This window comes from Microcoleus sp. PH2017_35_SFW_U_B (assembly GCF_020737865.1).
GTDB lineage: Bacteria > Cyanobacteriota > Cyanobacteriia > Cyanobacteriales > Microcoleaceae > Microcoleus.
Genome location: NZ_JAEQDE010000133.1, coordinates 1 through 24,282, shown reverse-complemented (window position 1 = coordinate 24,282; position 24,282 = coordinate 1). Strand labels below are relative to the sequence as shown.

At 43.9% G+C, this 24,282-nt stretch carries 18 protein-coding genes and 1 pseudogene; 7 read left to right on the top strand and 12 right to left on the bottom strand.

Annotation, left to right across the window (positions count from 1 at the left end; all coding sequences use genetic code 11):
* Window positions 1-717 (top strand): DUF1997 domain-containing protein (locus JGK36_RS30425; RefSeq protein ID WP_367120256.1); only part of this gene is annotated, 717 nt, incomplete at its 5' end.
* Window positions 718-1,025: 308 nt separating this feature from the next.
* Here the strand turns inward: JGK36_RS30425 and JGK36_RS30420 are convergent.
* From JGK36_RS30420 to JGK36_RS30395, 6 genes are all read right to left on the bottom strand, one after another.
* Window positions 1,026-4,001 (bottom strand): O-antigen ligase, encoded by a 2,976-nt coding sequence (locus JGK36_RS30420; RefSeq protein WP_293198964.1) that lies wholly within the window; start codon window positions 3,999-4,001, stop codon window positions 1,026-1,028.
* On the bottom strand, window positions 4,001-5,983 hold the full coding sequence (locus tag JGK36_RS30415; RefSeq protein ID WP_293198966.1) for a hypothetical protein: 1,983 nt from the start codon (window positions 5,981-5,983) through the stop codon (window positions 4,001-4,003). The genes JGK36_RS30420 and JGK36_RS30415 overlap by 1 nt, the downstream gene beginning before the upstream one ends.
* 90 nt (window positions 5,984-6,073) lie before the next feature.
* Entirely contained in the window at window positions 6,074-7,339 is a 1,266-nt protein-coding gene (locus tag JGK36_RS30410) for a hypothetical protein (RefSeq protein ID WP_293184536.1), read from the bottom strand.
* 50 nt (window positions 7,340-7,389) lie between these two features.
* Window positions 7,390-7,524 (bottom strand): hypothetical protein, encoded by a 135-nt coding sequence (locus JGK36_RS30405; RefSeq protein ID WP_293184534.1) that lies wholly within the window; start codon window positions 7,522-7,524, stop codon window positions 7,390-7,392.
* A gap of 243 nt (window positions 7,525-7,767) precedes the next feature.
* The gene (locus JGK36_RS30400) at window positions 7,768-8,262 is read right to left on the bottom strand and encodes a hypothetical protein (protein ID WP_293184532.1); all 495 of its coding nucleotides are present in this window, start codon (window positions 8,260-8,262) and stop codon (window positions 7,768-7,770) included.
* A 529-nt stretch (window positions 8,263-8,791) separates the two neighbouring features.
* On the bottom strand, window positions 8,792-9,469 hold the full coding sequence (locus tag JGK36_RS30395; RefSeq protein WP_293184530.1) for a hypothetical protein: 678 nt from the start codon (window positions 9,467-9,469) through the stop codon (window positions 8,792-8,794).
* A 308-nt stretch (window positions 9,470-9,777) separates the two neighbouring features.
* On the opposite strand from JGK36_RS30395, the gene JGK36_RS30390 reads away from it, so the two are divergent.
* Window positions 9,778-11,991, top strand: coding sequence for an ATP-binding protein (locus JGK36_RS30390; protein ID WP_293198968.1), 2,214 nt, complete (start codon window positions 9,778-9,780; stop codon window positions 11,989-11,991).
* A 223-nt stretch (window positions 11,992-12,214) separates the two neighbouring features.
* Window positions 12,215-13,681: a response regulator gene (locus tag JGK36_RS30385; RefSeq protein ID WP_293184526.1), complete on the top strand. Its 1,467-nt coding sequence runs from the start codon at window positions 12,215-12,217 to the stop codon at window positions 13,679-13,681.
* Window positions 13,682-13,883: 202 nt separating this feature from the next.
* Here JGK36_RS30385 and hisG read toward each other — a convergent pair whose 3' ends face one another.
* Window positions 13,884-14,528, bottom strand: a complete 645-nt coding sequence (hisG, locus tag JGK36_RS30380; protein ID WP_293184524.1) for an ATP phosphoribosyltransferase — start codon at window positions 14,526-14,528, stop codon at window positions 13,884-13,886.
* A gap of 225 nt (window positions 14,529-14,753) precedes the next feature.
* Here hisG and JGK36_RS30375 point away from each other — a divergent pair, with 225 nt between their 5' ends.
* Entirely contained in the window at window positions 14,754-15,404 is a 651-nt protein-coding gene (locus tag JGK36_RS30375) for a glutathione S-transferase family protein (protein WP_293198970.1), read from the top strand.
* Window positions 15,405-15,552: 148 nt separating this feature from the next.
* Window positions 15,553-16,239, top strand: a complete 687-nt coding sequence (rppA, locus tag JGK36_RS30370; RefSeq protein ID WP_293192781.1) for a two-component system response regulator RppA — start codon at window positions 15,553-15,555, stop codon at window positions 16,237-16,239.
* A 15-nt stretch (window positions 16,240-16,254) separates the two neighbouring features.
* Here rppA and JGK36_RS30365 read toward each other — a convergent pair whose 3' ends face one another.
* The 5 genes from JGK36_RS30365 to JGK36_RS30345 all read right to left on the bottom strand — a co-directional run bounded on the left by JGK36_RS30365 (window position 16,255) and on the right by JGK36_RS30345 (window position 23,264).
* Window positions 16,255-16,380: a hypothetical protein gene (locus tag JGK36_RS30365; RefSeq protein ID WP_293184517.1), complete on the bottom strand. Its 126-nt coding sequence runs from the start codon at window positions 16,378-16,380 to the stop codon at window positions 16,255-16,257.
* 84 nt (window positions 16,381-16,464) lie between these two features.
* Window positions 16,465-17,301, bottom strand: coding sequence for a metallophosphoesterase (locus JGK36_RS30360; RefSeq protein ID WP_293184514.1), 837 nt, complete (start codon window positions 17,299-17,301; stop codon window positions 16,465-16,467).
* 284 nt (window positions 17,302-17,585) lie between these two features.
* Window positions 17,586-19,004: an adenylate/guanylate cyclase domain-containing protein gene (locus tag JGK36_RS30355; RefSeq protein WP_293184512.1), complete on the bottom strand. Its 1,419-nt coding sequence runs from the start codon at window positions 19,002-19,004 to the stop codon at window positions 17,586-17,588.
* Between the two features lie 247 nt (window positions 19,005-19,251).
* A complete protein-coding gene (locus JGK36_RS30350) occupies window positions 19,252-19,647 on the bottom strand; it encodes a response regulator (protein ID WP_293157660.1) in 396 nt (131 codons plus the stop codon).
* Complete coding sequence (locus JGK36_RS30345) at window positions 19,638-23,264, bottom strand: GAF domain-containing protein (protein WP_293184510.1); 3,627 nt, start codon at window positions 23,262-23,264, stop codon at window positions 19,638-19,640. Before JGK36_RS30345 ends, JGK36_RS30350 begins: the two co-directional genes overlap by 10 nt.
* A 242-nt stretch (window positions 23,265-23,506) precedes the next feature.
* Between JGK36_RS30345 and JGK36_RS30340 the strand changes: the two genes are divergently transcribed.
* Together JGK36_RS30340 and JGK36_RS30335 are read left to right on the top strand one after the other, a co-directional pair.
* The gene (locus tag JGK36_RS30340; protein WP_293184507.1) at window positions 23,507-23,830 is read left to right on the top strand and encodes a hypothetical protein; all 324 of its coding nucleotides are present in this window, start codon (window positions 23,507-23,509) and stop codon (window positions 23,828-23,830) included.
* 92 nt (window positions 23,831-23,922) lie between these two features.
* A pseudogene (locus JGK36_RS30335) lies at window positions 23,923-24,282 on the top strand (photosystem II q(b) protein); the annotation flags it as partial.

Sequence of the window (24,282 nt, the reverse complement as noted above, 5' to 3'; positions counted from 1 at the left end):
ATGATGAAGCAGAATTCCGCTGAATATCAAACTGTTGAAGCTTCTGACGAAAATTGCTACGCAGATGCGAGTTTCAGACAGCCCGAAAGTGCAGGTGCGGATGCAGGCGAGGAAGTTGAGCCGATTTGGTTTCACACCCACTTTGAAGACAGCATGGAGATGTACGCCGATGCTGCAACGGTGGCCGAGCATTTCAACAATCACAAGACTTGGTTTTGTCAGTGCGCTGCGCCAATGAAGGCCCAGCCGATCGGCGAAAACGGCTACGATCTATTAATCGGTCGTTTTGGGGCCTTCGGCTACCGAGTTGAAGCAAGAATTGGTTTAGAGTTGCTGCCGCCTGACGCTGAAGGCTGCTATTTGATTCAGACTATCCCGGTTCCGAATTATACCTCGCCCGGATATGAAGTGGATTTTCGATCGGCAATGAAGCTAGTCGAGATACCGTCTGACGAGTTTGCAGCCGATTGGCCTGCGTCGCAACGCGCCCAGCTACCGCCTGCGATTACCAGCGCCACCTGGAAGCTGGATTTAGCTGTAGGGGTTTGCTTTCCCAAGTTTATTCGATCGATGTCTCAACCTCTCATTGAAAAAACCGGCGATGCGCTTTTGGAAAAAATCATCAAACAAGTCAACCGCCGCTTGACATATAAAACTCAGCTTGTTTTCCATGAAAGTTTAGGAATTCCCTTTCCCAAAAACCCGAAGAAACACTAACAAAAAAACGCTCGCGGTTGAAACCATAGCGGATCGAATGAAAGATGAGGTACGTTGTTGGGCTTTAGCCCTCTTTCTTAGTTGAACTGCTTATAAGCTGTCATACCTCATCTTTTTAATACCAATTTTTAACGAAATAACAGTATTCTTGTCCCCCCCCTGATTCATGGGGGGGGGGCTAGGGGGGTGTTCGAGTGTTGCACAATTTTAGATAATTGGTATAAGAAACATTATATTATGCTTTTCACTCGCCGTCCTGCCGAGTACCCTTCAGGAAAGCTAACGCCTGCGTTTTTGTAAACCTAGTTTCAACCGCCGCCTGCGTTTCTGCGCCGCCAGCAAGGCAAACTCACAAAGCCCCTATTTTTACTCACAGTAACGTGACAAGAAGATTTAATCGAACCAACATTAAAACCGCTGTTATTTCTAATCGCATTTCCCCTTCCTCCCTGACTCGCGACTGCCAGCAAACTGCCCTTAACCGTATTATTTTCTACAATTGCATTCTGCATCCCATTAATTTTTTGCTCAGTATCTGCATTCACATAAATCAAAGGCCAATCACCCTTAACATTAGACAATAACTTATTCCCAAAAATCCTCACATCTCGAATCCGAGGCACTTGAGAAATACCGATGTAAGAATTGCCAGTATTACCGACAATCTCCGCTTGCCGAACCGAAGTTCCGCCGCAGCAAGCATGAATCACAATTCCCCCTCCGTCATTGCTGAGAAACTCGGAATCTTTCAGTTGATGTCGGTACACTTGAAAGTCATTATCTTGTATTAAAACATTCCAGCCGGCCCATTCGATCGCCCTACTGTTAAAACTCGTATTTTTCCCAGCGACTCCCGCGCCTGTATCGTCCGTCCACCAGCGCTTGCGGGCATCATCTCGAATCGCATTATTTTTAACAACCAAGCCATTTCCCGACGCTCGGATTCCCGCCCTCATGGTATGATAAACCCAATTATCGCGAATCGCAATACCTTTGCGAAACAGACCCGGCTCAGCACTTGGTTCCGCCGTCGGCACAAAGTTTTCTTCAGATTTGCCAGCCTTGGAACGGTTGACTAAGATACCGAAATGGTTGCTATAGTCGAATCTAACATCATATTCTTCAACAACATCAGTCTTGTCAGATTTTACTTGATATTCAGGTTGCTGGTAATTATCTGTTATACTATCGTTAAGTCGATTGTTGGCAATTAAGACATTAGCCAAAGCATTAACTTTGATATTAGCGACATAGGGATTGGCATATCGCTGCCACGCTGCTTGAAAATTCAGGTCTGGGACTGAGGAACTGGGTTCGGCAACGTTATTGCTGCGGAGGCCGTAAACCACAATATTTCGATTTTTACTGTAGTCGAGGTTGCTGAGCAAGTAAATTGGCGATCGGTTAATATCTAGATTAACCACACCAATATTGCTATCAGTATTAGGATTTTCAGTAAAGATTCTTTTAAAAGCCGTGCTGTTCGGACTTCCCATCCCTGAAAGTTGCGGTTCGTATTTAGGAAACACAAATTTTGTCGGAGGATTGTACAAAGTTTGTTTAGCATCTGTCATTGCGGGAGTTTCCCCTCGGATGACTACTCCCGACTTCAAATAGATACTGTCTGGAAACTCATAAGTCCCCGCTGGAAAATAGACAACTCCGCCACCGTTAGCAGCAGCAATATCTCGGGCAAAATTAAACCTGTCAATCAGAGTGCCGCCTTGGAAGTCTTGGATATTGTATGCACAACTCCATTTAATTTCCGATGTCCAAGGATAAGATTGTTTTCCGTATCGAGAATCTATGGGATTATCCGTTGGCCCGCCGCTGGGACTTCCGCAGCCTAACAGTTGTCCGGGAAATAGCGATGATTTGGCTTTCACAATAAAGTTGTTGATATTATTGAAATTAGTTACATAAAAACTTCCGATCAACGAGATAATAAATATACCCAAAAATATATAAAACTGAACTTGAGGTGAAATTAATCTTCTTTTCTCGTTATCTTGAGAACAAGGATATCTAACAGCAGCGAAACTGAGAGTCCACCAGGCAATATGTGCGTATTGAGCGCAATCAAACCAGGTAACAGCAAAAACCAGATAAGCAATAGCAACTGCTGCAATCCCGCCAATAGAGGATTGCAGCGCTAAAGATAAATAATATCCCCAAAGTGCAATGCCACCAATCAGCCCCAAAATCCCAACTGATACAGTTGTATCGAGAATCCAATTGTGAGCTTTATAAGTAGGAATTTCTCTGGTGCTAATTTCACCTTTTATGTTAATATAGTCGTAGGTAAACTCGTTCAAGTTGACGACTCTCGGAGTTACTTGAGGATTTCTGATATATGGATAAGCAATCCCTAAGCCGTCGAATCCCCATCCAAATAACGGGCGTTTTTTGATTCCTCTGGCTGCAAGTTCCCAAATGGGCGATCGGCTGGACACGACTTGTTCGATGCTCGGTTTTTGCCAGTTGAGGGGTCTGTTAAGCGTCATGATGCCCGCAGCGAGGGTGCCCATCAGGGCTATACCGGTGAGAATTTTGTAGTATTGGCGTCCCAACAAATAAGCACAGGCAACAATCAAAGCTACAATTGCACTGCGGGTAGATGTGAACAGCAGTGCAGGAACAGCTAAAATCAAAGTAATTGCAGTTAATTTAGTATTCGTAAATCTCCAAAACCAACCGAAAATCGCAGTAATTGCCGTTAACGCTAAAACTATAGCTGCGTGGCCGCGGTGGGAGTACAATCCTATGGGCTGCTGTCCTTGAAAAATGCTGCTGGCTAAGACATCGCCTCTGATTTGTTTCCCCATTGTAGCGGTGTAGTCAATCCGCCAGTCAATGATTTGGGGGAAGATACTAAGAGAAAGAATGATGCCACCAATTAGCAATCCTTGGAATTGGGAATTGATCAGTTGCGGGCGCGCGATTAAGAGCAAGCTGTTGCTGAGAGTGAAGGCGGCAATTAACAGCCAGTATAGCCAGCCATCTCCCATTTGATCTTGACCGAGAAAAGAGGTTAAGGGAAAAGGACTGTGCAGAGTGGAGATAGCTCCTATTGAGAGAAATATTGTCCAAAGTATCAGGCTATTTTTCCAGTTTCGGGGAATCGCGAGGGAGGTTTTTTGCGATAATAAAAGGGCGATGTTGAGCGAAATTATTAGCCAAACAATCAATACTTTGGGCGATGTCCAGATGAAGCCGCGCGTAGTTCCCCAGGGGTTGATTAGGATGATGCTGAGGGCGTACAGGATGGTGTAAAGGGTTTTCATTACTCTTTGGTTTTCCTGTTTTTGAGCTTGAGGAATATACCTAATCCGGTGAGTGCTAATAGCGTTCCTAATTCAGTCGTAGGTTCGGGAACGGCTTCGGCTGGGAGGGCATCATCGTCAGGGTTTTTAGTTTTGGAGGCTAGGGAGTTGTTATCCTCTGAGGCTAGTTCTGGGTCTTCCAATAAGTCGCCGCTGATGCCAGCTAAATCAAGTTCATTTTCGTTACTGTCGGTTGATGATAATTCTGGGTCTTCGAGCAAGTTGCCACTGATGCTAGCTAAATTGACTTGGTTTTCGTTGTTGTCTGTTGATGATGATTCTGGGTCTTCAAGTAAATCACTGCTGATGCTAGCTAAATTGACTTGGTTTTCGTTGCTGTCCGTTGATGATAGTTCTGAGTCTTCAAGTAAATCACGACTAACGCCAGCTAGGTTTGCATTGTTCAAACTATTGTCCGTTGATGATAATTCTGGGTCTTCAAGTAACTCACTGCTGATATTTGCTAGGTCTGTGGCATCGCTATCAACACCAAAAGTTGCGTAGGTGCGGGCAGCGCGAATTGGCGAACTGGGCCGCCCAAAGGATGAGGGCGATGTAGTAGTTGTTGTTGATGTTGAGACAACGACAGTTGATGATGTTGACCCCAGTGGAGATGTCACCCAAGGTGTAGGAGTTGGCCAGGGTGAGGGAGTCCAAGGTGAGGGAGTTGGCAAAGGTGTCGAGGTTAGTCGAGGTGATGGTGTTGCTGTTGTTGCCCATGGTGCAGGCGTAGGCCAAGGTGATGGAATCCAAGCTGACGGGGTTGGCCAAGGTGATGAAGTCCAAGCTGAGGGTGTAGGAGTTCGTGATGGAGTCCAAGCTGAGGGTACTGGTGCTGGCCCGGGTGTTGGTGCTGGCCCGGGTGTTGGTGCAGGTGATACTAATATTATTGTTGATGGTGTTGGTGACGGGCTTGGTGCAGGTGCTGGACGCGGTGTTGGCAAAGGTGAAGGGGTTGGTCGTGGTGTTGGTTTTGGTGATGCTGTTACGTAGCCTATGCCACCGCCGCCACTAGCACTACTAGCGACCGGTTCACCTTTGGGTATAATGCGTTGCCAGTCGATGTCGGGAATGATCAACGGGATCGACGGGCTCGAGCTTGGAGTTGGAGTTGGCTTTGGAACGGGAACGGGATCTGGTTCTTTGCGACGAGTTACTGTGTTTTTCCAACCCCATTTGATTCCATTGTAAATTGTGAGTGTTCTTTTCTTACTTTTTGGTGGCGTAGTCTCTTGAACTAGATAGAGTTGCGCTTTGAAATAATTGTTTCTGCTAGCCGACGCCCGCTTCAAACTGCCAGCATATGGTTGATCCATAAAGAAGTCTTCACCTGCAAAACGAGAATTTGGACGATCGTAGTAGGGATTTTCTTTTCTATTAAAATTATCGATAAAAGAAATACCAGGTATCCGAGATGCACCTGCTACATTGCTACCGTAGTTAGCTTGCACCATCTGAATCCAATGAAGTTTACCTTCACCTGGTTGAGGATCGCCCTTTCCTGGATGATACTTTAAGTGAAAAAGAGAGCCGACTCCTCGATAAGTGTCATTTATGTCAGTGTAAGGCGTACTAGCCCCACCACACCCATCCTTAGGACTGCAAGCTTGATAAGTTATTACCTCAAAACTACCCTTTAAGTCCTCTGCGGCTGGATTAAAAGACCAACCCAACCGATCTTTTGCAGACAGAAAAGACCATGCGGCAAGAGTTCTGTTAAAAATAGTCGTTCCACCACGGGGCAGAGGCTCCGACCATAATCCCATATCTATCTCCGTTCTGCTTTCTCGATTCTTATCTATTTTGTAAATAGATTCAGGCTGATAAAACCTTGTAGCACCGGGATTTGGGGGAATAATATTAAAAGCAATACTTGCTTTGCCCGTCAATCCAACTATCAAGAATGATGTCAACAAAACTTGGGGATATTGTCGAAATAACATGGTTTTGACTCCTAGACGTATGAGGTTTAAAAGAAATATCAGCTTTTGAGGAGAATCAAATGAAATAGGCTCTTTCACTTCAATCTCAATTCAAGAACGCACTAAGCGAAAGTCTACAAAGGGAGTAGATATTTGACCGCTCCAGACATCTAAAGTCGTGTATGTTTCTACAGACTCGTATATTTTAACCATTGATTGCTGGCTGCTATATCTAAGCCGAACTTGGTATGTTTGTAGAGTTAGAGGTTCAAAAGTCAATATGTCACCATTTCCGGTAGTAATCCTAAGTCCAAATTTATCTTCCCAAAGCCCAAAAATTTCTGTTTCTGGAAAGAAGGTAATATCCTCTCCGGGCATAACGGAAAAAATATCAGAATTAGAGGGGCAGCTACCGCGAATCCACGCATCTCCGAATGGAATTACTCCATCTACTCCTATAATTTCTAGAAATAAGGTGAAATAAAAGCTAAATCTAAGGGGAGTAGATGTATTATTGGTAATCCGAATACCTATCTGCACGGGCATTATAAAGGAGGGATAGTAAATTTCTATAGGTGATAAAAATTTCATTAGGTACAGAAATTTATGTATTAAATTGTTTTTGGGTATGCTTAAAACTCGCTCTGGTACTAAAATTTCAAAGCGAACACCATCCATTTCCACAGCATTGCTGTCTGCTTCTACTGGTTGAACCAAGCGAAGATTTACAAAAGGAGTAATCAATAGTTCTGACTCGCTCTCTTCTACATTTGTTATTTCGACATTATCTATCCCAGGTATTACTCTGTTTGCACAGTTGTGTTGATAGATAAACCTAATTTGGTAATTTCCGGGCAATAGTGCCTCAAATAACCAGAAATTATGAAGTTTTATCGACCCGAAAAATTCGTTGAACTCAGTAGAAATTTTCAGTGCAAGTAAGTTATTTTCCCAGGCAAGACTTGCGTCGATCGTGATAGTTTTGGATTCTCTAGGCTCAACTAACATATAATTAATTTCTCTGGTTTCGTAGCACTCCTGCGATAAGTTTAAGTTCGATATAAATTCAGTCAATCTGCCCGCCCATCCTGTTCTATATCTGTTCGGTTGAACTTCAGATTCTGGCTTTTCGTTAACTAATTGCCGCTGTAAGGCTTGACCCTCGGATGTTACAATTTCTGGAATCAAGGTTCCAGAGAGGTTGAAGTGGAAAGACATTGAAGTGTTATTGGTAATATGAATATATAATTCTATAGGAGGCGTGATGCCCGCTCTGTTTTCAGGGATGGTGAGCGCCGTAGGGTCAGGCAGCATAATTTCCATATTAATGCCACTTACTTCCATTGCGTTGTTGTCACTGAATTGTTCTGATGTCATGTTGGTTAACCTTTTGATTTTTACAGATGAAGGATATCAATATTGATGAATTACAACCGATTGAGAGAAGTAGCACCGGGCTTGTTTTCGGGGATAGCTAGTGCAATAATTTGTGGCTCTCTGATTTCCAGTAGGAGACCAGATTGTTTGATTTTATTGCTGTTATTCGCTCCTTGAGATGTCATATAGCCTTTCTCAAAAAGATGAGGTATAACTGACAGCCCACACAACCCTTAAACTAATAGGGCCCAAGCCCAACAACGTACCTCATCTTTCTGAGAACTGCTATATTTTGAACCATTCCAAGTTTTGAGTGTTCATTGCCAACTGCTTTTATACTGGCATAGGTTATTACCACGATCGCAGAAATTACTAAAGCCAATAAAAACCGCAAAAGATACTTCATCGCTCTCTGGATTATCAAATAATCAGCGAAAAAACCAGAACCACACCGCCGCACCAATTACCATCAGCCAAAACAATTTACCGCCACTTCCTGAATCTGACGACCCAGTTAGCAAAACATACCTGTAATACCCCAGAACTTGCCCAGATTCGTTCTCAAGAGGCACAGAATTATCTCGACCATCCCAATAATTTCGGGGAGGATATTGCTGTTGATAATCCGAAATACTTTGCCAAGGAACTCGGGATGTTGGGCAATAATTGTGAGGAATATTCTGCTTGGTATTCGGTGGATAACTGTAGCATAGCTGCTGTCGGAAATGCAGTGATAAGCGCTCTCTTTGAGCCAGTTCCTTTTTAGTAATCGGCACAAACTCCGACTTCAAGTCGAAAACTGGGCGCGGGCCAACTTGGCTACAGCAATTACCACAAAACTGATTGTGAGTAAGGTTTGATGGTGTAGAGCAATTAGATTTGTCGCAGTAATGTTTTTCACTACCCTGTTGTTGTCGGTACATAATTCCTCCTGATTAGTGCAGGCGCGAGTGAATATTGCTAACAATATTCCTTCCCCTGCCTTCCTTCAAATACGGGACTTTCTGCAAACCAACTACAACCACAACACCCGATCGATTGCCACAAACCCAATGAATCTTTAAACAACAGTGGCTTTCGATCTCAACAATCAACCAAACAATGTCTCTGATACAAATTAACGAAGAGATTGATATCAATAGTCACAAACTTAAGCGATGAATGACAAGCTTGTCAACAGTTATTATAAATTATATTACAATAATTATATTGTGATAAAAAAATTTATATTAACTCCCTGGCTTAATTAAAATTCAGAAAACATTGCAAATTGATGAATAAAGTTCATATTTATTCATAGAGTCAAGAGTGTTAGGGGCGATCGCTTATTATGTGATGGACGGAAAGGTCGATCGCACTTTTCACACCATGCAACTCAAAAAGTCGATCGCATTGCACAATGCCAGCCGAAAGACCAACGTTATCAACCGCAAATACTTGGTCAAATGTAATTCAACTTTGTGTATCCACTACGCAAAACTCTACATAAGGCGTGAATACTTGCCCCGTCCACATCGCATCAAACGATTCCTCCTCCATCAAATAATGATAGTATAGGATTTCTTCATCGCTGCAATAGTTTTGTCGATCCTCGTTGTATAATCTTGACCATTCCTCATTTATTAAATAATGATAGTATTGTACTGATTCATTAGTGACTTCATACTTCAATCGAATCGAATAATTCCCTAAATTTTTTAGCGGAAATCCCAAAAATTCACGATTCGTAAAAGGCAGAGACAATAGTAAAGTTTGCTCGCGTTTTTTTTTATTGTGATGTTTGCGATCCCAACCAATACGGGCATTCGGAAAGACCATTACAGACTTCCCCGGCTTAATTAAGTGAAAATCAAATACGTGAGGATATCCAATGCCGTCCGCTTGGTATCCAGCATTAGTATTTTGACCGTCTGCTGCTAGAATTTCGGGAACAAAGTTATGATGGAAGCTAAAACAATACGAGTTTGACCTGTTGTTGGTAATGCGAACATATAACTTGACCGATGTATCATGATTTGATTTGGGTTTTGATGGCATGGGCACAACCACTACCATTTTTGACACAAATATTTCAAATCGGATGCCATCAACTTCGACAGCATTGTTATTAAAAAATTCTCTTTCTGTCATGATGCTTTCCCTCCTTATTCATTCATCCTAACGGTTTTCGATTGGGTGAAGATATCGGGCAAAGGACGGGGAAATACCTTGTCCCTGCGGTATTTAATAGAATTAAAAACTGCTCGATCTAGTATTGTAGCCGATGTAGTAGAAAACCCGCTCCCCTCGCCCCTCGGCAACCAGCAAGTGTCTCAGATCACAAGGCCGGTCGTAGCGAAGCGGGGCGTAAGCCATCGCCCTCACTGCCCAAAAACCTAAAAATATGTCAAATTAAGTAAGGGGTTATAAAATAACTCTTGCCATATCCGTAGACAGTTATGACAACAAAACTAAGAGCTACAGACACAGACAAAATGGAGATAGACTTGCAGCAGTTCAGGGCAGACCAAGAACTGATTCTCAACCAAGTAGATAATGCGATCGCTCTTTTCGACTCGTCTGACAGCTTAGTTTTGTTTAACAAAAAATTGGCCGAGACTTGGGGACTGTCCCCAGAATGGCTGGCAACCAAGCCTAAGTGCGACTTGTTGTTTGCCGAAATTGTCGATCGCGGTTACTTGTCGCTTCAGCAGTGGGAAGAGTTTCAGCAAGCACTGCAAACATCTCAGGATGAAAGTTTATCATTTTATTTCGAGCAATCCAATGCGGTTTGTTTGGAAGTCTTCGCCACAATTACCAACAGCGGCGGGCGGCTGTTTACCTTTCGAGACGTTACCGTATACCAAAACTCCCAAGCTAGTTTGAATGCAGAAGTCAGGCGCCTGACATTTCTTTTAGGCTTAACTGAACGCCTGCAAAACTCTCACAGTTTGCAAGAAATAGGTCAGTTTGCCCTCAGCTATCTGGTAGAAGCGACGAATGCTGCTTTCGGAGACGTAAAAGTGATTAGCGGTAAGGGAAAAGACAGGCAAGCGGCGGCGATTTCCAACCAAGTTTCTACTCAATTTCTGGCTAGTTACGGGGAACCAGTCGCCGCTGGAATGCAAGAATTGCTCGACAAAGGTATTCCCTACGGCACCGGTTTGCTGTGGGAAGTGGTGGAAACTGGTAAAGCTTTGTTTGTCGATGATTATGCCGAACATCCCAATGCTGTGCCGCAATTTCGGCATCCGGGAATCGGACAATTGGGCATTTTTCCGATCGCATCTACTGACGGCACAATCATCGGAGTGTTGACGCTGGAGTCGCGCAACGTCAAAAAACTGCAAGCTTCCCTCCACCAAGAAGTGCTCACGGCTGCTTGTCGGACTCTGGGGGCCGCAATCCAGCGGGCTCAGACACAAGAAAACCTCCGCCAAGTTAACGAACAATTAGAGTATTCTTCTCAGTTAAAATCCGAGTTTTTAGCCTCGATGTCCCACGAATTGCGGACGCCTCTCAACAGCATTCTCGGATTTTCTGACTTGCTGCTGCGCCAAACATCCGGCCAGTTGAGCGATCGACAAGTTAACTATGTAGAACTGATCGAAAAAAGCGGTCAGCACTTGTTGCAGCTAATTAACGATATTCTCGATCTTTCTAAAATTGAAGCAGGAAAAGTAGAACTCAATTTACTGCCTGTTCGCGTTCACGAACTCGCCACAGACTGTCTGAAAATGATTCAGCCGCGGGCAGACAAAAAGCGAATTGCTTTGTCTTTAGAACTCGACTACCGCATTACTAAAGTTTTGCTCGACGAACGGCGAGTGCGACAAATTGTGATTAATTTACTTTCCAATGCTATCAAATTTACCCCCGAACGGGGACAAGTTAAACTTAGCGGGCGTCTGGCCTACGGCAATGAAATTAATGGCGATTACCGCCCTGATTGTTCTCCTGTAAATGCCAGCACTCCCTACTTTTGTCTTGAGGTGAAAGACTCGGGTATCGGCATTCCTCAGGATCGCTGGCACTTGCTATTTCGACCTTTTCAACAGGTGGATTCTTCCCTGACTAGGCGCCACGAAGGTACAGGTTTGGGTTTGGCTTTGACTAAGCGTCTGGCGGAATTGCACGGCGGAACTGTTTCTTTTCAATCTATTTGCGATCGCGGCAGTTTGTTCCGCGTTTGGCTGCCTTTGACGGAGATGCGTCAAGAGTTGGGCAGCTTTGCTGCTTGTGCTTTGGATGCTAAGTTAGTTCCTGCTTCTGCGATCGCATTACCACTTGGCAGCAAGCGGATTCTGGTGGTGGAAGACCAACCTTTTAACCAAATGTTAATTTCAGAGGTGATGGAATTGGAGGGCTACGGGGTAGAGATTCTGGCGGATGGGAAGGCAATGCTCGATCGCATCCATGCCGCCTCTGCTGCGCCGGAATTGCTGCCAGATTTGATTTTGATGGACATTCAGTTACCCGATGTTGACGGGTTTGAGTTGATGCGCCGAGTCAAAGCAAATCCTGTCTGGGAGTCGGTACCGATGATTGCGGTGACGGCGATGGCGATGGCTGGCGATTGCGATCGATGTTTGGAGGCTGGCGCTTCTGCTTATTTGAGCAAGCCGCTGGATCTGAATTTGGCGATCGCTACAGTCCGTTCTTTTCTCAACTAACAATAATTATTTGCAGTTCCAGCAGTGCCATTTATTACAATTTATAAGTGAAAACGTTAGACTCAATAGTAGATAAATTTCTATAGGACTTGCGCGCACTTGCCTCAGAAACCCGGTTCCTGCCAAAAATATCGAGTTTAATAACTAGAAATATACGAATCAACCAGGTTTCGAGCATCTACACGCGCCAGTCCCGAGCTAAATTCAATATACATCATATTCCATGTCAAACAAGTCGCCCTGCATCATGTTGGTTGATGACGAGCCAGCTAATCTAATTTTACTGGAAGAGTTATTGCAAATGAAAGGATACGCCACAGTATCAGCGCGATCGGGCGATGAAGCCCTCTCCCTCGCCCGCGCATCTCGACCGGATTTAATTTTACTAGATATTATGATGCCGGATATGGACGGTTTTGATGTGTGCGAGATCCTGCGGAATGATACGGCTTTGCAAACTGTACCGGTAATTTTTTTGACTGCTCTCGATGACGATACCTCTCGCCTCAGAGGGTTAGAAATTATGGCCGACGATTATTTAACCAAGCCTTTTAACAGTCGCTTGCTGCTGGCGAAAGTTGAAAATATTTTGCAGTTGAGCCAAATGCGATCGCAAGTTGTGTCTTCCCAATTCAACCAGCAGGTAAAAGAGCAAAGCAAGCGCCAAATTGCCGCCGCCTGGGAGGCCAACGAATATCTTTCCGAAAAATTTCACCTATTTGTCCCGGAACAGCTTCTCGAACGAATTGCGCCCCAAGGGATAGAATCAATTCAGTTGGGCAATGTCACAGAAGAAGAGCTGACTATTTTATTTTGCGACATTCGCGGGTTTACGGCGATCGCAGAATCTCAAGAAGCACGCGAAACCTTTGAATGGTTGAACGCTTTTTTTACGAAAATGAACGATTGCATCACCTCCCACGGCGGGTTTATTGACAAATACCTCGGCGATGCTATCATGGCAGTATTTGACCAACCGCATTCTCACGCTATAAATGCGATCGAAGCCGCAGTAGCCATGCAAGAAAGTTTGCATGAATTTAATGTCGAGCGCCACAAATACAATTTAGAATATCCCGTCAATATCGGTACTGGAATTAACACAGGTATCGGCATGATCGGCACCTTGGGTTCCGATCGCCGGATGGACTCTACAGTCATCGGCGATGTGGTAAATACAGCTTCTCGGTTAGAAAATTTAACTAAAATATACGGTTGCCAAATAATTGTTAGCGAAAATGCGATCGTTCATGCGAGAGAATTTCTAAATAGCATAAGTCCGAACTCAAGCTCAAAAGAAAGTTTATTATTAAAGTGCGACTTGGAAGTGGAAACACCGGAGAATATGATTTCCACTTCTCACGCAACAGCAGCCGACAGCCATTCGCCCACCCACAACTATTACTATCGCTGGATCGATCGAGTAACGCCGCGCGGCAAACAGCAAGCTATTGAAATCTACGAAATCTGGCCAGCATCCAGTCCCGACTCTGAAGCCAAGCAGCTTACCCAGGCTTTATTTGACAAAGGAATTCAAGGATGGCAATCCGAAAGATTTGTCGCCGCCTTGGGATATTTTCAGCAACTAATCGAACAAAACCCTGCTGATACAGTGACCCGTTTTTATATAGAAAAATGCCAAGAAAAACTAGGTCTTATACCTGCCAATATCAGCTCCGAAATGAGATAAATAAAAAAGGTAGTAGTTGCGCTTCAGCGCTCTTTCATAGAAGGTACGTAGTTGCGCTTCAGCGCTCTTTCATAGAAGGTACGTAGTTGCGCTTCAGCGCTCTTTCATAGATCGAAGAGCACCCAATCGCAACTACGTACTTAAAAACTAACTCCATAAGAGTGGCTGTTACATCCTGGACTGATCCTAATTTGATCGCACATCAAACCGCCGTCAAAACCTGCTCTCTCAACTTCCCAATCAACTCATTAACTCCGCCAGAATTCAAACGATAACTCAAAGGATGACCAATCAAATAAGCCGAACTTTGAAACAAAACATCAATTTCCACCAAACCATTTTCCCGCAAAGTTTTGCCAGTCGAAACCAAATCCACAATCGCCTCCGACATACCCGTAATCGGCCCCAACTCCACAGAACCGTAAAGCGGCACAATTTCCACCGGCAAATTCAAATTATGAAAATATTCCCTTGCACAGTGTACGAACTTAGAAGCAACTCTACCGTGAGGAGGCAAATCCACACTGCGTCTGTAAGAACTAGATTCCTTCACCGCCACCGACAGCCGACACTTGCCAAATTGTAAATCAATTAAATTTGCAACTTTCGGAGTTTTTTCCCGCAAAACATCATAACCCGCAACGCCCAAATCAGCTTGACCGTATTCCACATAAACCGGCACATCGTGCGTCCTTACTAGCAAAGCTTTTGCCGTTCCGGTAGTGTCATAAATTTGAAGTTGGCGGTTAGAGGAATCGAGAAAAGCACTGAAGTCTAATCCAACGGATTTAAACAGTCGAATGCTATCTCCTAACAGTCCGCCTTTGGGAAGTGCTACGGTAATCATATTGATTTGCGATTGTAAATTGCTTAATTTGGGATGCGGAATCGGCGCTGCCCGAGCGGAAACAGCTTTTTCCTCAACCACAATAGCACAAATTGTTCAAATATCAAAATAAGTTCAGGTATTGCTAATAATTGTGTTTGTGTATAATATATTGTATTGAGGCTGAGTTAAATCGAATTTTCTTAAGGATTGTCTGCTAAATAGATGATAGCTGAAAGTAAAACTATGACCAAATTGACTCTGGTAATCGGCAACAAAAATTATTCGTCTTGGTCGCTGCGTCCTTGGCTGGCGATGAAACAAGCTGGAATAGATTTTGCCGAAGTGAGAATCCCCCTAGACGGGCCGACAACCCATGGGGAAATTCGGCGCTATTCTCCTTCGGGAAAGGTGCCAGTTTTAATTGATGGCGACTTGAAAGTGTGGGAATCTTTAGCAATTTGCGAGTACGTTGCAGAACGCTTTGCAAATGATTTATGGCCGGCGGATGTAGCGCAACGGGCGATCGCCCGTTCCATCTGTGCCGAAATGCACGCAGGCTTCCAAAATCTCCGCGAAAATATGCCGATGGACTGCCGCAACCGCTATCCGGGAGAAGGAATGACGCCCGGTGTCGAAGCAGAGATCGATCGCATCTTGGCAATTTGGCGCGAATGCCGCCAAAAATTCGGCACCAGTGGCGATATGCTGTTCGGAAAATTCACAATTGCTGACGCCATGTTTGCCCCCGTTGTCATGCGTTTTGTCACCTACGAAGTCAAATTAGATGCACAAGCACAAGCTTATGCTGATACACTGTTGGCACTGCCTGCAATGCAGGAATGGCTAGCAGCAGCTTACAGCGAATCGGAAAGTATTGCACATTTTAAAATGTAGCAAAAATCAGTTTACTTAACCTCAACAGGTCGCGATCGCCACCTCACCACAGATGGCAACCACGGGGAATTTCCCCCTACAAAACCTGCTTGTTTGCAAGTTTTGTGTAATTCATGCTCAAATCAAAAGTCTAAAACCTAAAATCAGGATGCGGATTCTTTTAGTTGATGATGAAGTTGAGTTGACTGACCCTTTGAGTCGAGTTTTAACCCGCGAGGGTTATACCGTTGATGTCGCATTTGACGGCGCAAATGGCAGCAATTTAGCAATGCAGGGAAATTACGATTTGCTAATTTTGGATTGGATGCTGCCGAGACAAACCGGATTAGCAATTTGTCAGCAATTGCGATCGCAAGGACGGAATACCCCAGTCCTATTTCTCACCGCCAAAGACACCCTAGACGATCGCGTACAAGGACTCGACGCAGGCGCAGACGACTATCTAGTCAAGCCTTTTGAACTGCGAGAGCTCCTAGCCAGAGTCCGCGCCTTGCTGCGACGCCCCCCTACTTTTGACCCCGAAGTGGCTGTCGGGCGCCTGCAAGTTGCAGATTTACAGCTAGACTACGACAATCAAATAGCCTATCGGGGCGATCGAACAATTGACCTATCAGAAAAAGAATGTCAACTATTAGAATACCTAATGCGACATCCCGGTCAAATACTAACACACGAACAAATCCACCAATACCTGTGGAGTGAAGCAGAAAAACCCAGCAGCAACGTATTAGCAGCTCAAATTCGCCTCCTGCGCCGCAAAATAGAAGCCCCTAGCGAATCCGTCCTAATTCACACAGTTTACGGCAGAGGCTATCGCTTTGCAGAACCCAGTTAATAATAGGAATTCTGCTCATCTTCCATCTTCCTTCGTGTCCTTTGCGCCTTCGCGGTTCCATCTTTCTTCCGAAGCATTCTTCCTTTTACGCCAGAGGCTATCGCTTTGCAGAACCCACTTAATAATAGGAATTCTGCTCATCTTTCATCTTCCTTCGTGTCCTTTGCGTCTTCGCGGTTCCATCTTCCATCCGAAGCATTCTTCCTTCACACCCTAAAGCAATCCCTACATATCTTGACAAACCAAAGTAATTACCGTCACCTCCGGCGGACAAAATAACCTCCCCGGCGCATAAGTACCCAAACCGCGATTCACGTACAACCAATTACTCCCAACCCGATGCAAACCGCTAGCCCATTCCCAGTGACGAACTACTCGATCGCAAGCCGACACAAAAGGAACAAATTTTCGGATTCCTTCAGGAATCAAATAACCAATTTTTCTCACCCAAGCATACAAAGGCCCGATACCAGGAATCACAATTTGACCCCCATGAGTGTGTCCCGAAAACTGCAAATCAATCCGCCACTGTTGCAGATTTTCAGCAGTATCAGGATTGTGAGACAATACAATCCGAGGAATCGCCGGATTGATTGATGCCATTAGAGGCGCAGGTGCAAAATCGCCAGACCAAAAATCTGCAAACCCAACTAAAGCCAATTCAGACCCCAAAGGATAAATCGCTTCATTGTACAAAACCCGAATACCTGCGTTATTCAAAGCATTAGCAACCTTAATTTTTGCCCCTGGATAATAGTGATCGTGATTGCCCAAAACAGCGTAAATTCCCACCCGACTTTGCAAATTTTTCAATCGCTGCACCAAGCCGTAAATAGGCGCCGGATCGTAGGTAATAAAATCTCCGGTTAAAAAAATTAAGTCTGGTTCCGCTTCATTAGCCGCCACAATCGCCTCTTCTAGCAACCATTCCGACAGCCGCTCCCCGTCATAGTGAAAGTCCGTAAGCTGTACAATTTTAGTACCCGATAGATTTGCTGGAAGATTAGCGATCGGTATTGTTAAACAGTCTACTCGCAGTTTCCCAGTTAATAACCTGTGCATAAATATAAGGTTTATTGAGAGAGCGCAACCTCTAGCTTAGCAAATAAACAGACAATACTGCAAAACTAGATGTTTTTCCCTCTTTTTTCTGCCATCTGACTAATAACTACTAACTGATGACTAATGACTAAGAAATCAGGACACGGCTAAGAAATCAGGACACGGCAGTGCCGTTTCCCTACAATTGATCGCGGTAGGGAAACGGCACTGCCGTGTCCGACCTATCATACTGACTAATGACTAATAACTAATGACTAATGACTAATGACTAATGACTACTGACTTCATTCATGATAAATCACCTCAAAAGTTTCGACAGCTTTCTTCTTACCTTTAACAATCACAGAGCCAATTTTCCTAAACTCAAACATATCTTTAGTAACGCTGTACACACTATCGCTCACCAAAATTTGTCCTCCCTCAGCCATTGACTGCAACCTAGATGCAATATTCACCTCATCCCCTATGGCAGTATAATCCATGTGCTGCGGCGAACCAATATTACCAACAACTACCTCCCCCGAACTAATCCCAATACCAGTCAGAAAATTATCCGTAATCCAAGGAACCGACATCCTCCCAATCCGTCGCTGCATATCGATCGCAGTTTCGATCGCCTTCCTTTCGCGATCGGCCACCTCCGAAGGCGCCCCAAACATTGCTACAATCATATCTCCCACAAACTTATTCACAGTACCTTCATGACTAAAAATTACCTCTACCATCTCCGTGAAATACTCATTTAAATACATCACTATTTTCTCAGCAGGCAGCTCCTCACACTTAGTAGTAAAATCTCTAATATCCGAAAAAAGCACCGTTAAATTGCGCTTAGTTGGATTTAGAGAAATATCTCCTTTAGCTTCGATAACTGCTCGCACCACCTGGGGAGAAAGGTATCTTTCCAAATTATTTTTAATTCGTTCTTCCTTCAATTTACTTTCATGTAAAAGCGCATTCTCGATCGCCGCGGCCGCTTGCGATGCCAAAGCCGTAAATAATTTTAAATCCTGTGCCGTATAGTTTACAAGTTCGTTATGACTAATATTGATAACGCCGATTGTACCGTTCTGAGTTGTTAGAGGTGCACAAATCATAGAACGCATCTCATTGTCTCCCATAACATATCTCGGATCGGACAATACATCATTGACTATTTCAGCTTTACCAGAAACAAAAATATGACCTGCTATCCCCATATTGGAACCGATTTTTGTTTTATGGTTGTACTCTTTACCCCGAGCAGAAACAATCTCCAGTTTTCCTGTCTTTTCATTCATTAGCATCACTGAAATATTGGTAGACTCAATCAACTTTTTCGCTTCAGTTACCACCAATTGACTGACTTCAGCCACACCCAAACAAGTAGCTATTTTGCTTGAAAAATCGTACAAAAAATTAACTTCTTCGTACTTATCTAAAGTATCAACAGCCAGAGTTCTTATATCCAAGTCGGCGCTGGCAGCATAACTCAGCATATCGGCAATAAATGCTGCTTTTTGACTTCCTGTTACGTAACCGATAACTTCATCGGCTAGGATGATAGGATAAGTATTGAAGTAGGTCTGACAATCTTCGCCCAATAAAATAGCCCCTTCAACATTCCGAATAGCCATCGGAGCGTCTAAAACACCGAGCGCGCCCTCAATAACCACCCGCAAATCTCTCTTAGAAATCAATTTTTTGAGATTGATACGAACCATTTACTTTGCTATTAATCATGAGTGAGCGATCTATCGTTATTCATTCGTTTGTAACCAGTCAGCCAATTTGAGGATAGAGATTTTAGATTTTAGATTTACAAGGGCAGATAACTCTGGGAGCTTGAAACTTAGTCTAAAATTTTTGGAGCATCCACGACTATAGCCGGGGGATTGTATCCGTTTTTGGGCAGGCTAGCAACCACCAAAAACCAAAAAATATTCTTGTGAATTGATTGTATACCTCTCGCTACATCTGTGCCGTCAAACCCAGAATTTCCCTAGCTTTGACCAGCACTTCTTTCGGGCGAAAAGGTTTAGTCATATAAAGATTTGCCCCCACAGCCATACCGCTTTGCTTATCATATTCTTGTCCCTTAGCTGTCAACATAATAATGTAAACGTCCTCCATACCTAGTTCATTTTTAACCGTATTGCATACCTCTAACCCGCTCATTTTCGGCATCATCACATCGAGAAAAACCAAATCCGGCTTTTCTTCCTTAATTCTGTTCAACGCCTCAACTCCATCTCTCGCAGTCAGCAACTCTACATCATCCTCATCTTCCAACTTTTCTAGAGCCTGCTCCATCAAAATCAGAATATTCGGTTCGTCATCCACAATTAAAACTTTTTTCACAACAATTTCCCATGAATGTGTTTGCTCAGCCCGTTATCCTCTACAATATCTCCCAAAACAATTATGGAGACTTTTTCCAAGCCCTTAGTAAGGCGCAATTTTTTGACTAATTCTTGCTCTTGAGATAAGGCTTCGTCAATAATAATTAAATCCAGCTCGATCGCTCTCACTCGATCCAGGCATTCTGTAACATCAGATGCCTCCATCACATTATATCCCTGAAAAAGCAACGCAGCCGACAAAATTTTGAAAGTAGAAGCATTGTTAACAACGACCAACACCGTCTTATTAGACATCCCTTGTCGCAGCAGCAAGCCGATCTCCTTTAACAGTCCCGCTATATTTATAGGCTTGGTAAAATACCTGTCAACTCCCAAACGCCAGCCCCTGTCTCTGTCTTGAATTAGAGACACGATGATAATCGGAATCCCCCGAGTTTCTGGGTCATTTTTGAGAACTGCCGCCACATCAAAACCGTCGATGTGAGGCATCATTACATCTAAAATAATCAGATCCGGTTTGACTGCTTTAGCCTGAGAAATAGCATCTCTACCGTTAATTGCCTCCGCGACTTTATATCCTTCTTGTTCCAGTGACTGCCTCAATATATCTCGGATGTTAGGCTCATTGTCAACAACTAAAAGTTGCTGGCCTCCTTTAACGCCGAGCGGAGTTCTGCTGAGCACTTGCTGTTTCAGTTGCCCGATTAAATCATTGATAATTTTGCATTTTTCCACCGACTCAATATTTTTAACTAGCGGTATACTAAAGAAAAAAGTGCTGCCCTTGCCTAACTCGCTTTCTAGCCAAATTCTACCGCCGTGGTGTTCAACGATTTGTTTAGAAATTGGCAGCCCCAAGCCAGTGCCTTTAGGCTTTTCGGTCAGGATATCTCCCACTTGTTTAAATCTTTCAAAAACTTTGCTTTGGTCTTCTGGTGCAATGCCGATGCCAGTATCAATAATGCTAATAACCAGCTCGTCACCCTCTACTCTTGCCCGACAGGTGACAGAACCTGATTCTGTGAACTTGACTGCATTCGAGATTAAATTGATCGCGACTTGAACCATGCGATCCCGGTCTACTAATACCTGTGGCAGTCCGGGACTAAAATCTTTAATCAACTTTAAATTATTCTTTTCTAATAAAGATGACGTAGCGGCGATCGCCTGTTTTAAGATTTGCACTGGATTTGTCGGCTGTAACTGCCATTCAACTCGCCCCGCTTCCATCTTAGCAATATCCAAAACATCATTAATTAAAGATGTCAGCCGTTCAGCTTCTGAGACAATAATGTTAATATTATCTGCAACTTTATTTAAAGCTTTTTTGATTTTTCTGTCTTCCGATACGACTCCGGGAACAATCACTTCTTCTAGTTTTTCTTTAATCAGCGAAGCAAAACCCAAAACCGAAGTTAAAGGCGTCCGCAGTTCGTGAGAAACTGTAGCCAGAAAATCAGTTTTCATTCGGTCAACTTCTCGTTCCACCGTCACATCTCGAATCAAAATCACCGAACCTAGAGATCGATCTGCTTCGTCTTTTACCGCTTCTTTCAGAATAGTGGTCGCTAAAGCTTGACCTATCCTAGAATTTTCTAGTTCCACTTCCAGCGTCACAATTTCTCCCTCTCTATGTTCAGTCGCCTCAACCAATTGGGCTAATTTTTTAGGAAAGATTTCGGATACTTTTTTCCCCTTCAGGTCAACATCTTTTAATTCAAACATCGCCAGCAGTGCCGGATTAAACCTGGTAATTTTAGCTTCAATGTCAGTGACTAATAACCCGTCAGCCAAATTGTCAACGATCGCATTTAAGTCTGCCAAAGTCGTCCGCAATTCCCAGGACTGCTTTTTAGTGCGATCGAGCAATTCTGCTTGGTGCATAGCTACTCCCAATTGACTGCCAACCTGAGCCAGCAACCTCACTTCTCCTGCTTCCCACTCACGGGAACCAGAGTTCTGGTAAGCTGCTAGCAAACCCCAGAGATTTTCCCCCACAAAAACAGGCGCTACACAATATGCTTTGGCTTGAATTTGTTCCAGAATTTCGATATGACATGGAGAGTGACCAATTTTATAGATGTCATCAACTACAAAAATTTCTTGATGGCGATACCTGCCACCCTCAGTTTTTTGTAAATAATCATCTTGCCAGACTGTTTTAATTTTATCAGTTACTAAAGGTATCCAACCTTCTGCTACCGACTCCGACACAAATTCCCCGCTCCAGTTTGGAAAAAAACGGTAAACTCCAACCCGATCGCAATTGAGAATTTGCCGTACTTCTTGAGTTGTTGCGCTAAATATTTTGTCAATATTTAGCGTCTGGCGAATCCGTTCAATTACTCTAGTTAATGTGCGTTCCTGTTCGGCTGCTTTCGCCTGCTGTTTAGCTTGAAACTGTATTTGTTCTAGGTACTCGGATTGCTGCAAAGCCACGCCCAAATGAGTGGCAATTTGATTCAGTAACTTTACTTCTGTGTCTTCCCAGTGACGCGCACCTGTGTGTTGAAAGGCACTGAGCAATCCCCAGAGTTTCTCTCCTTTAAAAATCGCAACTACCGCACAGGATTTGACACCAAAATATTCTAAAGCTTCTATGTGACAATCGCTCTGGCCGGCATTGTAGATATCATCAGCGATAAAGGTTTCCGCACACCGGAATCGACCTCCTTGGTGTTCGTTTAAGTAGGGATCTTCCCAGCCGCTGCCTACCAATTTCGGCCAGTTTCCCGATTCAGATTCAAAGATAAAGTCGCCGAAATAGTCTTCACGGAATTGATAAATGGCAATGCGATCGACATTCAAAAGTTTGCGAACTTCTGTCGCTGCTGTCTGGAAAATTGTTTCCATATCTAAGGTTTGGCGGATCTTATCAATCATCCGAGTTATGGCTCGTTCTCGGTCTGCTTCCTTAACCAGCTCTTCTGTGCGTTTTCGCAATTGCTCCTCTAGAGTAGTCTGGAGTGCTGTTGACCGCCTATGAGCTTCATCTAAAAGTTTTGCTTGCTGTATTGCTACTCCTAAATGCACCGCAATTTGACTGGCAAAGTCAATTTCATCTTGCTGCCACTGGCGTGGGGCGCGACATTGGTGAATGCAGAGCAATCCCCAAAGTTTATTTCTTTTGATTAAAGGTACGATTAAGTTTGCTTTGACATTAAATTGAGCAAGAACAGCTATATGGCAATCGCTCAATCCGGCTTGATTGATATCATTGACTGCCTGAATTCTTCCTTGCTGATACCGCATTGAATATTGTTTACCAAAGCAGTGATCGTGCACCTTTACAGCTTTTACTGAATGAAACTCTGGGATCACGTCTTCTGACACAAATTCCCCGTCGTCAAATCCTGACTGCTGGTAAAATCGAAATATTGCTACTCGATCGGCATTCAGCAGTTGGCGAACTTCCCGAGCGGTTGATTGAAAAATAATATCTAAGTCTAACGACTCGCGAATTTTGGTCACTACAGCAAATAGCGCCTTTTGTTTGGCAACGATAGCGGGTTCGGGTTTCGATGCCGACTCTAGTTCGGCAACGCGCGCTTTGAGGGTTTTTATCTCGCTTTTGAGGGACTCGTAATCTTCTGTATCTAATCCTAGATAATTTTCTGACATGGGTTTAACTCTCTTGTGGTTAGTTTATTAAGTATTGATAGTTGTTTATTTTGATAAGTATTAACTCAATTTAATTTTTTTTCAACTAACTTTAGAGAGGATTTGCTCGCTCTGGTTTGATAATTATTGATTAAGGCTCAGTGCGCTAGATTGGCGATCGCACGAGTTGAATTGTCGATCGAACGCTACCCCGATCGAAGCTGGCTTACGCACGCAACTGCTACAGCATTTTTATAATATAGATGACTGGAGTAACAAGCTGTTTAAAACCCGCTGAGTCCCCTTCAGACTGGCATTCCCCGCCCCGCATCTATATTCTTTTGGCAATTTTCCAAGCTCAGACACAGCGCCGCATCCCGATCGCGCGCGGCTACCACGGGGAAGATGTCCCCTACAAAACACTATATATATACATTGCGACAACTGCGAGGGATTGCCCCTACAGCATCAATCTGGCATCTTGCACCACAGTCCGCAACGGACTCGCGTGCGGGTTCCACCAAATAATGGGCTTTTTTCGCCTCTGGATCGTTTCATCAGCTTTCCTGATGACTCTCATCAGTTAAGCTGTCGTTACAGGCCTTTACAAACCTTAACGATACCGTTAATAATAGAGACATCATCCGAACATTGAAAAACCAATAGCAATCATAAACACATGACGGCAACCTTACAACAGCGCGAAAGCGCCAATATCTGGTCGCAATTCTGCAACTGGGTAACATCAACCGACAACCGCATTTATGTAGGTTGGTTCGGAGTCTTGATGATTCCTACCTTGCTGACTGCAACAATCTGTTACGTAATCGCCTTCATCGCTGCTCCTCCAGTGGACATCGACGGCATCCGCGAACCAGTTGCTGGTTCCTTGATGCTGGGTAACAACATCATCTCCGGTGCTGTTGTTCCTTCTTCAAATGCGATCGGCTTGCACTTCTACCCAATCTGGGAAGCTGCTTCCTTGGATGAGTGGTTGTACAACGGCGGCCCTTACCAATTGGTAATTTTTCACTTCCTG

What these genes read in the sequence shown, in the direction of transcription:
- JGK36_RS30420 (WP_293198964.1), bottom strand. Translation starts at nt 4,001, where the DNA reads ATGAAAACCCTTTACACCATCCTGTACGCCCTCAGCATCATCCTAATC.
- JGK36_RS30415 (WP_293198966.1), bottom strand. Translation starts at nt 5,983, where the DNA reads ATGTTATTTCGACAATATCCCCAAGTTTTGTTGACATCATTCTTGATA.
- JGK36_RS30410 (WP_293184536.1), bottom strand. Translation starts at nt 7,339, where the DNA reads ATGACATCAGAACAATTCAGTGACAACAACGCAATGGAAGTAAGTGGC.
- JGK36_RS30405 (WP_293184534.1), bottom strand. Translation starts at nt 7,524, where the DNA reads ATGACATCTCAAGGAGCGAATAACAGCAATAAAATCAAACAATCTGGT.
- JGK36_RS30400 (WP_293184532.1), bottom strand. Translation starts at nt 8,262, where the DNA reads ATGTACCGACAACAACAGGGTAGTGAAAAACATTACTGCGACAAATCT.
- JGK36_RS30395 (WP_293184530.1), bottom strand. Translation starts at nt 9,469, where the DNA reads ATGACAGAAAGAGAATTTTTTAATAACAATGCTGTCGAAGTTGATGGC.
- JGK36_RS30390 (WP_293198968.1), top strand. Translation starts at nt 9,778, where the DNA reads ATGACAACAAAACTAAGAGCTACAGACACAGACAAAATGGAGATAGAC.
- JGK36_RS30385 (WP_293184526.1), top strand. Translation starts at nt 12,215, where the DNA reads ATGTCAAACAAGTCGCCCTGCATCATGTTGGTTGATGACGAGCCAGCT.
- hisG (WP_293184524.1), bottom strand. Translation starts at nt 14,528, where the DNA reads ATGATTACCGTAGCACTTCCCAAAGGCGGACTGTTAGGAGATAGCATT.
- JGK36_RS30375 (WP_293198970.1), top strand. Translation starts at nt 14,754, where the DNA reads ATGACCAAATTGACTCTGGTAATCGGCAACAAAAATTATTCGTCTTGG.
- rppA (WP_293192781.1), top strand. Translation starts at nt 15,553, where the DNA reads ATGCGGATTCTTTTAGTTGATGATGAAGTTGAGTTGACTGACCCTTTG.
- JGK36_RS30365 (WP_293184517.1), bottom strand. Translation starts at nt 16,380, where the DNA reads ATGAGCAGAATTCCTATTATTAAGTGGGTTCTGCAAAGCGATAGCCTC.
- JGK36_RS30360 (WP_293184514.1), bottom strand. Translation starts at nt 17,301, where the DNA reads ATGCACAGGTTATTAACTGGGAAACTGCGAGTAGACTGTTTAACAATA.
- JGK36_RS30355 (WP_293184512.1), bottom strand. Translation starts at nt 19,004, where the DNA reads ATGGTTCGTATCAATCTCAAAAAATTGATTTCTAAGAGAGATTTGCGG.
- JGK36_RS30345 (WP_293184510.1), bottom strand. Translation starts at nt 23,264, where the DNA reads ATGTCAGAAAATTATCTAGGATTAGATACAGAAGATTACGAGTCCCTC.
- JGK36_RS30340 (WP_293184507.1), top strand. Translation starts at nt 23,507, where the DNA reads ATGACTGGAGTAACAAGCTGTTTAAAACCCGCTGAGTCCCCTTCAGAC.